General features: G+C 41.4%; 16 protein-coding genes. 8 read left to right on the forward strand and 8 right to left on the reverse strand.

Annotation, left to right across the window (positions count from 1 at the left end; all coding sequences use genetic code 11):
• Window positions 1-122 precede the first annotated feature (122 nt).
• The 6 genes from rplY (at window position 123) to CV014_RS14495 (ending at window position 5,537) form a co-directional block, all read left to right on the forward strand.
• Window positions 123-425: a 50S ribosomal protein L25 gene (gene rplY, locus CV014_RS14470; protein ID WP_236142668.1), complete on the forward strand. Its 303-nt coding sequence runs from the start codon at window positions 123-125 to the stop codon at window positions 423-425.
• Between the two features lie 204 nt (window positions 426-629).
• Window positions 630-1,352, forward strand: coding sequence for a dienelactone hydrolase family protein (locus tag CV014_RS14475; RefSeq protein WP_236142669.1), 723 nt, complete (start codon window positions 630-632; stop codon window positions 1,350-1,352).
• Between the two features lie 77 nt (window positions 1,353-1,429).
• Complete coding sequence (locus CV014_RS14480; protein ID WP_236142670.1) at window positions 1,430-2,056, forward strand: Uma2 family endonuclease; 627 nt, start codon at window positions 1,430-1,432, stop codon at window positions 2,054-2,056.
• 353 nt (window positions 2,057-2,409) lie between these two features.
• On the forward strand, window positions 2,410-3,957 hold the full coding sequence (locus CV014_RS14485; RefSeq protein ID WP_236142671.1) for a bifunctional aminoglycoside phosphotransferase/ATP-binding protein: 1,548 nt from the start codon (window positions 2,410-2,412) through the stop codon (window positions 3,955-3,957).
• Window positions 3,958-4,129: 172 nt separating this feature from the next.
• Window positions 4,130-4,636 carry a hypothetical protein gene (locus CV014_RS14490; RefSeq protein WP_236142672.1) on the forward strand — a complete coding sequence of 169 codons (507 nt, stop codon included), beginning with the start codon at window positions 4,130-4,132 and terminating at the stop codon, window positions 4,634-4,636.
• A 109-nt stretch (window positions 4,637-4,745) separates the two neighbouring features.
• Entirely contained in the window at window positions 4,746-5,537 is a 792-nt protein-coding gene (locus CV014_RS14495) for a YdcF family protein (RefSeq protein WP_236142673.1), read from the forward strand.
• 133 nt (window positions 5,538-5,670) lie between these two features.
• Here the strand turns inward: CV014_RS14495 and CV014_RS14500 are convergent, their stop codons facing one another.
• From CV014_RS14500 to CV014_RS14510, 3 genes are all read right to left on the reverse strand, one after another.
• A complete protein-coding gene (locus tag CV014_RS14500; RefSeq protein WP_442946914.1) occupies window positions 5,671-7,086 on the reverse strand; it encodes an O-antigen ligase domain-containing protein in 1,416 nt (471 codons plus the stop codon).
• 132 nt (window positions 7,087-7,218) lie between these two features.
• The gene (locus CV014_RS14505) at window positions 7,219-8,169 is read right to left on the reverse strand and encodes a glycosyltransferase family 2 protein (RefSeq protein WP_236142701.1); all 951 of its coding nucleotides are present in this window, start codon (window positions 8,167-8,169) and stop codon (window positions 7,219-7,221) included.
• Complete coding sequence (locus tag CV014_RS14510) at window positions 8,169-9,296, reverse strand: glycosyltransferase family 4 protein (protein WP_236142675.1); 1,128 nt, start codon at window positions 9,294-9,296, stop codon at window positions 8,169-8,171. Before CV014_RS14510 ends, CV014_RS14505 begins: the two co-directional genes overlap by 1 nt.
• Before the next feature lie 36 nt (window positions 9,297-9,332).
• On the opposite strand from CV014_RS14510, the gene CV014_RS30045 reads away from it, so the two are divergent.
• Together CV014_RS30045 and CV014_RS14515 are read left to right on the forward strand one after the other, a co-directional pair.
• The gene (locus tag CV014_RS30045) at window positions 9,333-9,467 is read left to right on the forward strand and encodes a hypothetical protein (RefSeq protein WP_268964705.1); all 135 of its coding nucleotides are present in this window, start codon (window positions 9,333-9,335) and stop codon (window positions 9,465-9,467) included.
• Window positions 9,415-9,573, forward strand: a complete 159-nt coding sequence (locus CV014_RS14515) for a hypothetical protein (RefSeq protein WP_236142676.1) — start codon at window positions 9,415-9,417, stop codon at window positions 9,571-9,573. The genes CV014_RS30045 and CV014_RS14515 overlap by 53 nt, the downstream gene beginning before the upstream one ends.
• Here the strand turns inward: CV014_RS14515 and CV014_RS14520 are convergent.
• From CV014_RS14520 to CV014_RS14540, 5 genes are all read right to left on the reverse strand, one after another.
• Window positions 9,570-10,448, reverse strand: a complete 879-nt coding sequence (locus CV014_RS14520) for a glycosyltransferase family 2 protein (protein WP_236142677.1) — start codon at window positions 10,446-10,448, stop codon at window positions 9,570-9,572. The genes CV014_RS14515 and CV014_RS14520 overlap by 4 nt on opposite strands.
• Window positions 10,449-10,552: 104 nt before the next feature.
• Window positions 10,553-11,527, reverse strand: a complete 975-nt coding sequence (locus CV014_RS14525) for a glycosyltransferase family 2 protein (RefSeq protein ID WP_236142678.1) — start codon at window positions 11,525-11,527, stop codon at window positions 10,553-10,555.
• A gap of 74 nt (window positions 11,528-11,601) precedes the next feature.
• The gene (locus CV014_RS14530) at window positions 11,602-12,672 is read right to left on the reverse strand and encodes a glycosyltransferase family 2 protein (RefSeq protein WP_236142679.1); all 1,071 of its coding nucleotides are present in this window, start codon (window positions 12,670-12,672) and stop codon (window positions 11,602-11,604) included.
• A 33-nt stretch (window positions 12,673-12,705) separates the two neighbouring features.
• Window positions 12,706-13,770: a glycosyltransferase gene (locus tag CV014_RS14535; RefSeq protein ID WP_236142680.1), complete on the reverse strand. Its 1,065-nt coding sequence runs from the start codon at window positions 13,768-13,770 to the stop codon at window positions 12,706-12,708.
• 30 nt (window positions 13,771-13,800) lie between these two features.
• Window positions 13,801-14,769, reverse strand: coding sequence for a glycosyltransferase family 2 protein (locus CV014_RS14540; protein WP_236142681.1), 969 nt, complete (start codon window positions 14,767-14,769; stop codon window positions 13,801-13,803).
• Between the last annotated feature and the right edge of the window lie 76 nt (window positions 14,770-14,845).

The following is a 14,845-nucleotide window of genomic DNA, read 5'->3' on the forward strand; positions in this document are numbered from 1 at the left end:
CTGAGTCAGAAGTTAAAAGTCAAAGGTCTAAAGTTTTTTACTAATGACCAATGACCAATGACTAATGACTAATGACTAATGACTAATGACTAATGACTAACACCTGATAACTGATAACTGATATGGCTTTGACTGTTGAATCTAAAACCAGACCAGAAGGTAGCAAACCCAACGCATTACGTCGTTCTGGATTAATCCCCGCTAACTTATACGGTCACAAAGGTAGAGAATCTATCTCTTTAGTAGTTGATGCTAAGGTTGTAGAACGTCTACTAAAATCTGCTGCCGTAGAAAAAACAGAGATTGAACTCTCCATTCCCGAATTGCAATGGACTGGTAAAACTGTACTGAAAGAAGTTCAGGTACATCCAGCTAAAGGTACTCCTTACCACATTAGTTTTTGCGCTACAGCTAACAGCAAGTAGACAAAAGCAAGAGCATTTGAAATTCTGTCATAATTGCTAATAAAACCAGGGTTTTAGCCCTGGTTTTTTGTTTTTCAAATATTTGAGTAATTAGAACCCTTCGGGAAACTCACCCACGCACTTTTTTGTAAAGTCTAAAATTGGTATAACTCTCAATCTCGCATCTAACGATAGTACGTAAATCCAACAAGTAGGGGTAATCAAATGCAAATCGTTAAGACAGAGGTGAAAATTTCTACGCCTGATGGACAAATGCCTGGGTTTTTGTATAAGCCTGCTGAATTTGGGCAAAAGCCAGCAGTGATTCTCCTGATGGAAGCATTTGGCTTAACTTCCCATATTCAAGACGTAGCAGCCCGAATTGCTAATGAAGGCTACGTAGTTCTTACGCCAGATTTGTATTATCGTGAGTTGCCAAACAATAAATTTGGGTATGCAGAGGTTGAGCAAGCGATGGCGATGATGTACCGCATGGACTTTGGGAAACCAGTAGAGGAGGATATTGGAGCTGCGATCGCTTATGTAAAGTCACAGCCAGATGTATTCCCAGAGAGAATCGGAGTGACCGGATTTTGCTTGGGTGGTGGTTTGTCCTTTCTTACTGCTTGCAAATTTTCAGACAAAATAGCAGCTGTAGCTCCCTTCTATGGCATGGTTCTAGATGAATGGATAGAAGCAATCACCAACATCACAGTACCTATTTACTTATTTCATGGTGGTATTGATCCATTTATTCCCCTGGAACGTGTTCAGCAAATCGAAACTCGTTTCCAAGAACTTGGCAAAGAATACAAACTGCAAGTTTATCCTGATGCTGATCATGGCTTTTTCTGCAATGAGCGTTCTTCTTATAACCTGTCAGCCGCAGAAGATTCATGGCGTGAGCTAACACAGTTTTTTCACAGACATTTACAAAAACCTATCTAAGTTGACTCACTGTTAACTACAAGGGTCACAATATTCCATCTGGTAGACTGAAGTCATTAATTGGGCGAAGTTGACCTATGACTACAACGATAGACCAAGCAAAACAACAAAAGCCCCTCAGTTTTGAAGAGTTTCTCACCCTTTATGGTAGCGATCGCCGCTATGAACTGATCGATGGAGAAGTATTTGACTTGGAACCAACAGGACTGCATGAAGAGGTTGCGGCTTTCATTACCACCAAGATTTGCGTTCAGATTGACAGCGCAGGCTTACCTTGGTTTGTTCTTCAGCGAGGACTATTGCGCCCTTCTAACATCGGTATGACAGCATTTCGCCCTGACGTTGCAGTTGTTGATAGAAATGAACTTACCAAAGAACCACTGTGGTCTGAACAATCGATTCTGACCCTTGGTAGTTCAATTAAGTTGGTGGTAGAAGTTGTCAGTAGTAACTGGCAAAATGACTATGCCCGTAAAGTAGAAGACTACTCGGTTTTAGGTATTCCCGAATATTGGATTGCAGACTATGTAGGTAGTGGTGGTACTCGACACATTGGCAAACCCAAACAACCCACCCTCTCTATCTGTACCCTAGTAAACGAAGAATATGAAATTCAACAGTTTCGAGGTACTCAAAACATCGTCTCTTTCACCTTTCCAGGTTTAAAACTAACGGATGAACAGGTGTTGAGGGCAGGTAGGTAATACCTTTTTTGGCGTTGCTGAATCAAAGTATGAAATGCAAAAATTACCCTTGTTTTTCTTTGCACCTTTGCGTCTTCTCTACGAGACGCTACGCGAATGCGCCTTTGCGTGAGAAAATTCATATTCTCAATCAGCAACGCTCCTTTTTTAATTGAAGATGCACTTGATTCTGCACTGTAGAGACGTTGTATGCAACTTCTCTACATCATTTACTTGCTGCAACTTCCTAGAGAATTGGGATAAGAACGAAAATTTGCACAATAGAGCGAAGAATTCAGACTTTCATCAGGCTAAAAATAGTACCATAATCAAGGTTTTAGCTAATCCCGAACTCAGATTAATTCTAAATTCCTATGACCGAAGTCACTCTTCCCGCTTTAATTGAGCAAATGTTGCAGCCAGGGTTCTACCCCCATCCTGTACAAGAATCGATTCAACTCATTCAAACCCACGTTTCCTATGTGTTGCTGACTGGGGACTATGCCTATAAATTGAAAAAAACAGTCAATTTCGGTTTTTTAGATTTCTCCACCCTAGAGAAACGCCAGCATTTTTGTCAGGAAGAATTGCGGTTAAATCAACGGGGCGCGGGGGAACTCTATTTAGAAGTGTTACCGATCACGTTGCAAGATGAGCAGTATATTCTAGCGGGGACAGGTGAGCCTGTAGAATATGCAGTTAAAATGCGTCAGTTTCCCCAAGATACTCTACTTAGTTCACTATTTGCTGAAGGGAAGTTAGACGAAACCCATTTAGAAGAATTAGGACGGGTTGTGGCACAATACCACGCCAAAACCGAGACGAATGACTATATTCGGAGTTTTGGGGAAGTTGCTCAAGTTAGAGCCGCATTTGATGAAAATTACCAGCAAACCGAAAAATATATTGGTGGGCCACAAACTCAGACACAGTTTGACGAAACTAAAGCCTACACCGACCGTTTTTTTGCCGAAAAACAAGAGTTATTTCAACGCCGCATCCAAAATGACTATATTCGGGAATGTCATGGCGACTTACACCTGAGAAATATTTGTCTGTGGCAAGATAAAATTTTGTTGTTTGATTGTATCGAGTTTAACGAACCATTCCGCTTTGTGGATGTCATGTTTGATGTTGCTTATGCCGTCATGGATTTAGAAGCACAGCAGCGTCCTGATTTAAGTAATGCTTATCTTAATACTTATTTAGAAGAGACTGGTGATTGGGAAGGATTAGAAGTATTACCAATATATGTAAATCGTCAATCCTATGTCCGAGCCAAGGTGACATCATTTTTGTTAGATGACCCCAGTGTACCAGCTAGCGTCAAAGAAGAAGCCAGGAAAACAGCAGCCCAATACTACAAACTAGCTTGGGAATATACTCAACCCAAACAAGGAAAACTGATTTTAACTTCAGGTTTATCTGGTTCGGGAAAAAGCACAACAGCTAAATATTTAGCACGACAAACAGGCGCGATTCATATTCGTTCTGATGCAGTTAGAAAACACTTAGGGGGAATTCCTCTGCATGAACGGGGAGGTAATGATTTATATACCCCCGAAATGACACACAAAACTTATGCACGGTTATTGAATTTGGGGATTATACTAGCTAATCAAGGTTACACCGTAATTTTAGATGCTAAGTATGATAAACAAGAACTGAGACAAGAAGCGATCGCCCAAGCCCAAAAACACCAACTACCCCTGCAAATTATTTACTGCACAGCCCCCTTAGAAGTTGTCAAAGAACGCCTAGCTAACCGTACTGGTGATATTGCTGATGCCACAGTAGACTTATTAGCCTCACAACTCAAGCAAACAGAAGCCTTTACCGACACCGAAAAACCCTACGTACAAATTTGGGATACAACCCAACCACCGCAAACACAATTACCAAAATTCAGTAGTATAAAGTAAATATTTTGAGGATGAGGCAGGGGGTGGAAGAATTTTGGATTTTGGATTGAATCATACAGTTTAAAATGTAAAATTCTCAATCCAAAATTGAAAGCGCAAGGGACAAGAGGTAAAAACTTTTATACACCCCCACCCCCTTACACCCTTAGACCCCTACACCCCTATTTTCCCCATGTCACAAAACAAAAACTTATTCAATTTTTCCCCTGAGTCTATATCTCAATTTCTCTTTGGGGCCTTCATCGCATTTATTTTGAACTCGACAGGAACAACAATTACCTTAAGTATTTTCTTGGGTATTCTGGGTTGGTTTATGTTGGGTTGGTTTACTAATACTACTAAAACTAGTCCCCAACCCCCCACAGTACCCTCGGCTGATGGGATTGATGCTGGATTAAAATATTGGTTATTTTTCTTACTAGGATTTAGTTGGTTAGGCTATCCAGCACTCATGAGCATCATACTTGGCGGTATTGGTGCTTTGGCTGGGGGTTGGACGATCGCTTGGTGGAGAAGTAAGGAACAAACTCAAACACAATTACCAGTAGAAGTTGTAGAAGATGTGGAAGGTCAACAGCAACAGTCTACCAGTAGAATTACCAGACAGCAAAAAAGGAGAGCTAGCCGTCGTTATCGTCGCGTACCTGGTAGTTTTAGTTTTAAGTTTTGGGGTAAGTAGGGATTGGGGACACTTCGACAAGCTCAGTGCTTCGCTGGGGACTGGGGACTAGGTATTGGGAATCTTCTCTGCTTCTTTGTGTCCTCTCTCCTATAACTTATGCCCTGTTATGTTTTTATATCTTTCTAAGTTATTACCGTTATTATTTTATCCGTTGGGACTGGCTTGTGTCAGTTTAGTATTTGCTTTATTTAATCTGAAGAAACGACCGCGTGTTGCAGCGATCGCTATTTCTTGGGCGTTAATTTTATTATTATTGTGCGGTAATGCTTGGGTTTCTAAATATTTGGTGCGATCGCTAGAATGGCAAAATATTCCCTCAGCCCAATTACCTACAGCAGAAGCAATTGTAGTATTAGGTGGTGCAACTAAATCAGCCTTTCCTCCACGTCCGACAGTTGATTTGAGTGAACAGGGCGATCGCGTGATTTATGCGGCTCAACTATACCGTCAAAAAAAGGCTCCTCTAATTATCCTCAGTGGTGGAAGAATTGATTGGCGGGGGAGTGGTTCATCAGAATCAGCAGATATGGTAACTCTCCTGACATCTATCGGGATTCCCAGCGAAGCATTAATTCAAGAACCAGATTCCCTCAATACTTATCAAAATGCCGTCAACGTCAAAAAAATTCTTGAATCTCGCGGTATTCGGCAAATACTGTTAGTTACTTCCGCCTTACATATGCCGCGATCGTTGAAAATTTTTCAGCGTCAAGGTATTGATGCTATTCCCGCACCAACAGACTTTCTCGTCAGCCAAGGCGAACTCCAAGAACTCACCAGCAGCCCCAAAGCCGCTATCCTCAACTTATTACCAGACACTGACAATCTACACCAATTTACTAATGCCCTTAAAGAATATGTTGGTAGCTTCGTTTATTGGTTACGGGGATGGTTGTGATTAGTCAATAGTCAATAGTCAATAGTCATTAGTCATTACTCAATAGTCATTAGTCATTAGTCATTAGTCATTACTCAGCACTCAGCACTCAGCACTCATTACTCATTACTCAGCACTCATTACTGATCCCTAACTAATCGAATCGAGAATTTACATGATATTTGTGTCCTGCCATTGCAAGAGCAATAAAGCCCCAAAGTACCATCCCAGGCATCCCTAACATTCCACTATTTCCTAACAACGTTGATAACATACCCACACTAATTGCTCTAGATGCAGCCATAAAAGTATCAAACCGATATTCCGAATATTGAAAAGATCCCGCAAACGCCATAAATATTGCGACTAAGTAAAATACACCGCCAAACCAACCTAATGTGAAAAACATATCTAAAATGCCACTATCAATCACAATCGGTTCTAAAATACCTTTTTTATTCACAATAAAAGTATTGCCGACACCGTTACCTAAACCATTAGTTAAAGCACTATTTAAACCATCTTCATATATTTTTTGTCTGACCTTAGCACTGTCATCTTTATCTAACTGAGAAAAAGTTTCAAATCTAGTAGTAATAGGTTCGGAGAATTCTTTGATTTGTGTTAGTGGAACTATACACAGTGCCATGATCAAAATAGTTATGAACAGTCGCATTTGCAAATGAGCTTTTAAGGCAGTTAAAAAAGTAAGAAATGCTATTAACCAACCACCCCACAATGTACGTACTGTTGTGAGTAAGAAAGCCAAATAACCAATTGCAGAAGCAGGAATACGGAGAAAATTTTTATTACTAAATAACAATACCAAACCTGCCATCATCATAGCGGCATAGGGTGCAGGAGATGCCATCGTACTCCAAACCCTTAATTTTAAAGGCTCAGGATCACCCATACTAGTCAATTTTGTACTAGTTAACCAGAATAAATCCCACTCAGGCGCAACTAAAAACTGTATCACCCCATAAATACCTGTGACTAATACACCCCAAAGAAAAGTCCTCTCGATAGTACGACGGTATGAGGGATAATCTCGCCAATTAATAAATAGATAAAAACCAAAAGTAATAGGTGTTAACCAATCTAAAAGACCCCGTGCCGCAGTAAAAGGTGATGTTTTAATCACGCCAATCAGAAAGCCGTAAAACACACCTAAAAATGCCAAGACAAAAGGTAAACTGCCTTGGCGCAGTGACCTTGGCAGTTCTTTTAAAAAAGTATGTAAAGTTAATAACGTCACTAAATATTGTGACACCAACATAAAACGCGTTGCGTCCCAACCACTTCTATAATCGACCAAACGAGCCACGAAGGGAGTAACAAACCAAATCCACCAAGTAAAACCTGTATAAAGTAAAGGGTATCGCAGATATAAAAAAATACCGACAGCAAAAGACATGATCACATAAGCCGTGCGAAGAATACCCGCCGCACCAGCAAAAATACAGACTGCGGAAAACAAAATGAAAGATAATATAGCTGCCCAAGCTAACGGCGGTTGTTTGCCGAACACAAACTGTTTTCTCGGTGGACTATTAGGAAGTGTATGTATTTGAACCACTTAAAATCTCCGGTTAGTCATTAGTCATTAGTCAATAGTCAATAGTCAATAGTCATTAGTTCTTCTCCCCTGCTCCCTTTCCCAGTCCCCAGTCCCCATTCCCCATTCCCCATGCCCTATGCCCTATGCCCTATGCCCCATTCCCCATTCCCTTTTGAATTGCCACGTTTGCCAACCTTGCCAGCGACCACGCCAGGAAGCTAGTAGTTTTTTTCCTGCTAACAGGCCTTCGCTGGGGAGAAAACGTAACCATTGAATTAAACCCATAGCGTCCCTTGTTCCGACTAATCCAGCCCAGAACAAAAACGCTAATCTTTGTGTGGGCGATAAATGTTCTAGTAATGCTAAGGTTTCGTTGTGTACGGCATTAACTACAGCAAGAGCATTGAATTGATTGCGCTGATCTTCGTCAAATCTTTGGGCGGGATAATGATTCACTCCGACTTGAGGATCATAAATGAGTTTCCAGCCGGCGCGCTTGAGGGCGAGACAAAAGGCTACTTCAAAGTGAACTTGCGCGCCTGTACCTAACATCCGTCGGTCAAAGTGCAATTGTTGAATGGCTTGGCGGCGAAAGCTCATGTTAACACCCTTGAGAACATCTACCTCACGGGGTGCGCCGATACCTTGATGGTGATTACCAATGATGCGTCCAAACCAATGGACTTGTCCCACAACTGGACAAGCTCCATCTTCTAAATGTTTTCCGTGATATACCCAATCCCTGCCGCCGACTCCGCCCACGCGCTCATCTGACAGGAAATGAGTTTCAATTTGTGCTAGCCAATTAGTATGCGGGGCGGCATCATCATCGGTAAAGGCGACAATGTCTCCTTGGGCAACATTTAAACCAGCATTCATCGCTGCCACTACACCAGGAATAGTGACTGTAGTGGCGCGTAATGGTAACAGCAGAGGGTCAAAAGTGGTGAGAAACTGCCAAGTTTCTTGGTCTGAATCACGGACTACTAATACTACCTCATCGGCTGGACGTATTTGTTTATGTAAAGCATTTAAACAGCGTTCTAGGTCTTTGGTACGGCGGTAAGTAGGGATGATGACGGTGATTTTCATCACTGCTTTAACTCCTCGAATAAATCCACATAGCACTTAGCCATGTTTGTCCAACTGTGTTGAGTGGCGATCGCTCTGGCGGTTGTACCCATTGTTTGTCTCAGCAGGCGATCGCTACTCAAAGTCAACATCGCTTTGGCTAAACCTTCAACATCGTCTGAGTCTGCCAAAACCATGCCAGATTCAGGTTTTACTAAATCGGCTGCACCTGTACTACTAGCGGTAATCACGGGCAACCCAGAAGCCATTGCCTCAATTACTACTAAACCAAATGGCTCATACCGAGAGGGAAACACGAAAAAATCAACAGCTTTCATCAAGTCGGGAATATCACGACGTAGTCCCAGAAAATGGACTCGCTCCTGCAATCCCAACGCTGTGGCTAACTCCAGATAGGGACTACCTTCCGTAATTCCAGCTACCGCCAGATGTAAATCAGGAACTTTGACTAAAGCTTTGAGAACTGTATCTAGATTTTTGCGAGCAAGTCTGATATCACCAGCAAACAACGCCAGAGGAACATCTATTGGTAGATTCCATTGCTGACGGTTAATCTTTCCTGGTGCAAATTCCTCTAAATCCACACCGTTGACAATGACTCGAATATTTTTTGGCAATACACCAATGGCTTGCAAATCCTGCGCCACCTTCTTAGAAACCGCCACCACAACCCGCGCCTGACGAAAAGCTCGTTTTTCCCAATGTGCATTTAAAGCTGTATATAACCACTGGTAAAAGTTATAAAAAATTCGGCGTGACTTGTGTGCAGCCTTTCCAGACGAGAATTTCAACCAGGAACTATGGACAAAATGTGCTGCATTGACATCACCACGTTCATGAGTAATTGCACCATTGATTTTAACTACATCAATCTCATGGCGATGTTGACGCAACCAGTTTGTACTGACAAAAGCAAAGATAAAATTACGCAATAATTCCGTCGGCCATCCTTCCACCGGAATAGCCACCCAATTAACTTGGGGATGTTGTTGTAATTCAGCCGCTACTTGACTAGCTAATAAAGTAACGTGATGACCACGACGAATAGCTTCTAAAGCCACTTCATAGTTTACTCGTCCTTGACCATCACCTTTAATAACATTATGTGTAACAATACATACTTTCACAATTAATTACCCTGTGAAATATAGGATTAATAGGGGATGGGGACTGGGGATTGGGGACACTTCGACAAGCTCAGTGCTTCGCTGGGGACTGGGGATTGGGGACACTTCGACAAGCTCAGTGCTTCGCTGGGGACTGGGGATTGGGGATTGGGGACTGGGGAGACAAGGTAGACAAGGGAGAATTTATTTTCTAACTCACAACTCAGCACTCACAACTCAGCACTCAGCACTCAGCACTCAGCACTCAGCACTCAGCACTCAGCACTCCCCACTCTAAACCCCAAACGGTTGCCATAATCTTTGAACATGAGAACGACGAATAATTTCTGGCCAGGCTTGTAGTGAGCCTCGTTTCCATAGATATGCGGTCATGTGTACGACATATACAAAACAGAAAACCGCTAGCTTTAAGGCATTAGGGAATAAATTTTTATAACGTTTTATACCAACATATAATCTGGCAGCTTCTATAGAAATTTCGTAGTTAGTTAACTTACCAATGTCAGATACCATCAAAGAGCTTTTACCATTTGCTCCGGCATGAAATACTTGTAATTCTGGACAATGGAGAATTTTGTAGCCTCTTTTTAAGGCTCTTAAACAAAGTTCTGCATCTTCATAACCAAAAAATATATTTTCGTCCCACTGTTCTTGTTCAAGAAACTGACGAGGGAAAATAGACGCATGAATTGCTACAGTTTCGGGAATATCGCTAGCACAGAAATATCCTCGAAAAGACAACTTGCCAGAAACCATCTGACCGCCATCGGAACAGCGACTGACACCGGAAAGAATAGTGTTATTTTGCTGTTCTGATGACATTTGCTGATATCGCGCGATCGCACCAGCTAGAAAGTCGGAATCAACATAAATATCATCATCAATAAATGCCACAAAGTCAGTTTCAGACACAGAAATGGCATTTACTGCATTGTTACGATTAGCACAAACACCAATCCGAGGCCCAGTAATATAAATCGTTTGGGGATATTGTTGAACAATCCGATAATTTTGTTGCTGTACTTCTATATCCGGTGAATCATCAGACACCACAACAGAGTGCGGTTTGACATCAGAATTCCACAGCGATCGCAAACAATTTTCCAAATCCTGCGGACGATTTCTAGTTGTGATGCAAGCAGATATTCGCATTTTAATTACCTACTAGGGGATTGGGGACTAATGACTATTGACTAATGACTAATGACTGTTGACTGTTGACTATTAACTATTGACTGTTGACTATTGACTAATGACTAAAATTTAGATGCGATCGCAGGGGGTGTAAAACTCAGCATTAGTCCGGCTAGGGTTCTGAGTTTTAGACTCTCTTTGAGGGAACGCCAAAAGTAAGGGCGAGCAGCTTCTAGCTGTTGATTACGTATTAAACCTATGCCTAACGTGGTGCTGACATGGGCCCATTGCTGTTGAAAATAGGGTTGAAATTCTTTTAGTCTTTCATCTGCCATAAATTGCTCATAGCAGAACATATCGGCTTGTGCTTTGCGGATTTTGGCTTGGGGGTTGCGTTTACCACTCAGCATTGTGTCTGTTTGTTCATGGACACGATAACGCGTCAGTTTTTCTGGATAAAAATAAGCTCCTAATCCAGAACGACAACAAAGATAGTTCAAATATATATCCCATGAACCCCCAACTTCAGCCGGAATGGCATCCCAATCAATCACATCCCGACGAATCACCGCAGCTGTGGCTGAAGAGACGGATCTATCTATTAAAGCGAGACGATAAAAGGGTTGATATATGCCTTTAGCCAGATGCGATCGCTTATAAAACTGGGAACATTCTTGAGTCATCCCATCATCTATATTGCCTTGTGCATCAATGACGTAATGATCACAAAAAGCTAAAGCCAAATTTGGGTTAGCCTCCAATGGTGGGACAAGCTTTTCTAAAAAGTCTGCTTCCCACATATCATCATCTAACAAACTAGCGATATATTTTCCCCGCGCCATTTTGAAAGCTTTGATGGTGTTTCCAAACATCCCCAAGTTTGTTGTATTGCGAGAAAAACGAATCCGAGGATCGTTAAAAGACTCGACAATAGCTTGGGGATTTTCAGGACTACAGTTATCAGAAACAATAATTTCAATATGGCGATAGGTTTGTCTGACAGCACTTGTTAAGGCTGCTTTTAAGTAATCTGGACGATTATAAGTAGGTGTGATGACGCTCACCAAGGGAGTTGGGGAGTTAGTATCTATAGCCATAATTTTGAATAATTATTTTTGCCGGATTGCGTTTTTACAAGCAAATAATAACGATGCCACGAATTAGTTGTAATTTATGATGACTTCCAGCCTTGTACTGCTATGGGATGAATTTTGGCAAGAATCCGTGATATTTTTGACGGGACAAGAGCTAAAGTTGATAATAGTAATAATGTCCCATACCAAAGAATAACTTTACTTGCTGATATGATGATTTTCCCTTGAGGAGCGAACTGAAGAGCTAATTTAATTTGTGCTATCGCTCTACCTATATCACCTCTTGTGAACAAGCCTTGTGCTGTTTCTAGAGCGAAGTAAGCACAATTGATTTTTGCTTGTTGGATAACTCTTGCAGGTACAGTGTTAGGTAAATAGTCTGCAAAAATTTCTATAGCTTTGTACAAATTCTGGATGTAATGACCATTGATGACATTTCGTCTAGTCTGAGAATAGGAACGCACTCGATAAAGTGCCAAGGCTTCAATTTCATACCAAATGGGGTAATTAGCTGCAATTCTTACCCACATTTCCCAGTCTTCACCACATTTTAAGCGATGATTAAAGCCTCCCAAATTTTCGTAGACTGCGCGACGTACCACTATTGAAGGTGTTTGAATACAACAAACACCAGCAATCTGATTTAACCAATGACTGGGTAAAATACCACTCTGTTTCTGTTCTAAATCAGACAAATTTTGCCAATGATTATATTCATCAATAAAAACATTACGACAAAAAGCCGCGCCAATTTCTGGATGCTGCTGAAAGGCTGGAGCCATCTTTTGATAGAATCCATCGCGTACTAAATCATCGCCATGTAGCTGATGAATTAATTCACCCCGTGCCAGTTCTAAGCAGGTTTGAAAATTTTTGGTAATACCGACATTCTGTGGTTGGCGATAAAACTCAACACGACCTTTTCCTATTTCTGCTACTACAGCCTCTGGATCATCTTCTAGGGAATGATCATCCACAACCATAATTTGCATAATATCGGGGCCGGGATCTTGCGCTAATACGCTAGCTAAAGTTTCACGCAGATATTCTGCACAATTGTAAGTAGGAATCATCACTGACCACAGTGGACGTTTAACTCCCTGTGGAACTGGTGAAATGATAGGAATATCATTATTGTATGGACTCATTTTTTCAGAATAAAAAGTTGGATATGAGTTTTTTTAAGATGATTTCAGGTAGTTGAGGGCTGCGGAATTAGCTGTTGTTTGATATTTTGAATTCCTTGATATTTTGCGTAATAGCGATCGCATTCCCTCCCAAGCCATGATTCTCATAGCAGATTTAATCACTTTGAAGGAAGCACGATACTGAAGTGCTATTTGCAATTGAGCGATCGCTTGCGGTATCTTGTCTTGAGCAAACAATGCTAAAGCCGCTTCTAAAGATAAGAAAGCACAGTTTTGCTTGGCTTTTTTATGAACTTTGCCATTGATAATAGAGGGTAAATAAGATTGAAAAATAATCTCTACAGTATCAAAGGTTTCTTGAATGAAAGTTTTACTTTTAGCGTTGAGTTGGGTAACAGACAAAAAGTGTCTACGCCATAACGTTAAAGGTTCCACCTCAAACCACATGGGGTAATTGGCGAACACTCTCACCCACATTTCCCAGTCGCCACTCAAACCACAGCGTCGGTCATATCCTCCTAGTTGTTCATACACTTCACGGCGTACTACTGCAACTGATGGGACGGAAATACAACATAGTTCGGCAATGCGCTCTATCCAACGGCTAGGAAGAATCCCACTTTCTGGTAACTCTAAACAAGAAAGTCCTTGCCAATTGCTATGCTCATCAATATATACACTGCGACAAAAGGCAGCACCAAGTTGCGGATTTTCTTGGAAAGCTTGCGCCATTCTTGAATAAAAACCATCGCGCACACAGTCATCACTATGCAGAAGATGAATCAAGTGACCGCGTGCTAATTCTAAACAAGTATGAGAGTTATTAACCGCACCGACATTGGTAGGTTGACGATAGAATTCCACACGACCTTGACCTAGTTCCGCAACTACGGCTGCGGGATCATCTTGTGTGGAACAATTATCAATCACTGCAATTTGCATGATATCGGGGCCAGGATCTTGCGCTAACACACTAGCTAAAGTTTCACGCAGATATTCTGCACAATTGTAAGTAGGAATCATCACTGACCACAGTGGACGTGTAACTCCTGCTGGAACTGGTGCGATCGTCGGACAATGAGGATGTGGTAAATTCATAACCTTAATAATTGCCAATTACATTTACTACTAAATTGTTGTACTTTCCGTATTAACAGCAGGACGAGCCAAAAATTTTCCACTCTTGGACAAAAACCGAGCTAGATAATACACACGTTCTTGCCAGGAGTAGAAAGACCAACCCAAAATTAAACGGGAAATAGCCCAAACTTCACGACTATTCCATTTACCTTGCTGGTAATACTTAGTGCGGCGATACTGAAGATTACGGGATAGGTCAACTCTGGTAGGATAATTAATCCGTTCCAAAAATTCGTTAATGTAGCGGTTGGTTTGTTCAATTCCTGCTTGTGCTTTTGCTTCCTGTTCTTTGGTGGCTACCCCTTGACCGATGTGATTGTTCGCGCCATGAATGCGGTAACTACCTAAATTTTCGTGTAGTGTTTTAATCTTACCTAAAAAAGCAGTGCAGTAAATTATGCAACCATCAGCCCAAATCCGCCATTTAATCGGGTCAATAGGGAACACTTTTGCTAATGCTTCCCGCCGATAGGAAAGTCCAGAAGTCGGAGGAAAACACCAAGCATTACCAGTATTTAAGACTACTTTAGCTAAATCCTCACTCAACTTTGGCCCCTGAGTAGAAGCATTATTCACGTACTTGTCATCAGCATCAATAATATCCAAGTGGTGCATGACACCTACTACATCTGATGTGTTGAATATCTCAACAATGCGCTGCACTTTTTCAGGTTTCCAAATATCATCAGCATCTAAAAAGGCGATGATATCACCACTAGCGGCTTGAAATCCTGCGTTAAAAGCACCACCTTGTCCTTGATTGGGTTGGAAAATAGTTTTGATTTGATTTGGTGCTTTTGCTTGCAGTTTGGTGATCACATCGCGACTATCATCTTTAGAACCGTCATCGACAATAATGATTTCGATGTTGGAATAGGTTTGAGCTAAAACAGAATCAACTGTTTTGGGAAGATAACGAGCGTAGTTATAGTTAGAAATAATGACGGAAACTTTCATAGTAATATTTATGATCGGGAATAGGGAATGGGGAATGGGGAATAGGGAATAGGGAATAGGGAATGGGGAATGGGGT

Source organism: Nostoc sp. CMAA1605 (assembly GCF_021596505.1).
Classification (GTDB): domain Bacteria; phylum Cyanobacteriota; class Cyanobacteriia; order Cyanobacteriales; family Nostocaceae; genus Trichormus.

What these genes read in the sequence shown, in the direction of transcription:
- CV014_RS14505 (WP_236142701.1), bottom strand. Translation starts at nt 8,169, where the DNA reads ATGAAAATCACCGTCATCATCCCTACTTACCGCCGTACCAAAGACCTA.
- CV014_RS14530 (WP_236142679.1), bottom strand. Translation starts at nt 12,672, where the DNA reads ATGAGTCCATACAATAATGATATTCCTATCATTTCACCAGTTCCACAG.
- CV014_RS14525 (WP_236142678.1), bottom strand. Translation starts at nt 11,527, where the DNA reads ATGGCTATAGATACTAACTCCCCAACTCCCTTGGTGAGCGTCATCACA.
- CV014_RS14475 (WP_236142669.1), top strand. Translation starts at nt 630, where the DNA reads ATGCAAATCGTTAAGACAGAGGTGAAAATTTCTACGCCTGATGGACAA.
- CV014_RS14535 (WP_236142680.1), bottom strand. Translation starts at nt 13,770, where the DNA reads ATGAATTTACCACATCCTCATTGTCCGACGATCGCACCAGTTCCAGCA.
- CV014_RS14490 (WP_236142672.1), top strand. Translation starts at nt 4,130, where the DNA reads ATGTCACAAAACAAAAACTTATTCAATTTTTCCCCTGAGTCTATATCT.
- CV014_RS14540 (WP_236142681.1), bottom strand. Translation starts at nt 14,769, where the DNA reads ATGAAAGTTTCCGTCATTATTTCTAACTATAACTACGCTCGTTATCTT.
- CV014_RS30045 (WP_268964705.1), top strand. Translation starts at nt 9,333, where the DNA reads ATGGGGACTGGGGATTGGGGACACTTCGACAAGCTCAGTGCTTCGCTG.
- CV014_RS14495 (WP_236142673.1), top strand. Translation starts at nt 4,746, where the DNA reads ATGTTTTTATATCTTTCTAAGTTATTACCGTTATTATTTTATCCGTTG.
- CV014_RS14520 (WP_236142677.1), bottom strand. Translation starts at nt 10,448, where the DNA reads ATGCGAATATCTGCTTGCATCACAACTAGAAATCGTCCGCAGGATTTG.
- rplY (WP_236142668.1), top strand. Translation starts at nt 123, where the DNA reads ATGGCTTTGACTGTTGAATCTAAAACCAGACCAGAAGGTAGCAAACCC.
- CV014_RS14485 (WP_236142671.1), top strand. Translation starts at nt 2,410, where the DNA reads ATGACCGAAGTCACTCTTCCCGCTTTAATTGAGCAAATGTTGCAGCCA.
- CV014_RS14480 (WP_236142670.1), top strand. Translation starts at nt 1,430, where the DNA reads ATGACTACAACGATAGACCAAGCAAAACAACAAAAGCCCCTCAGTTTT.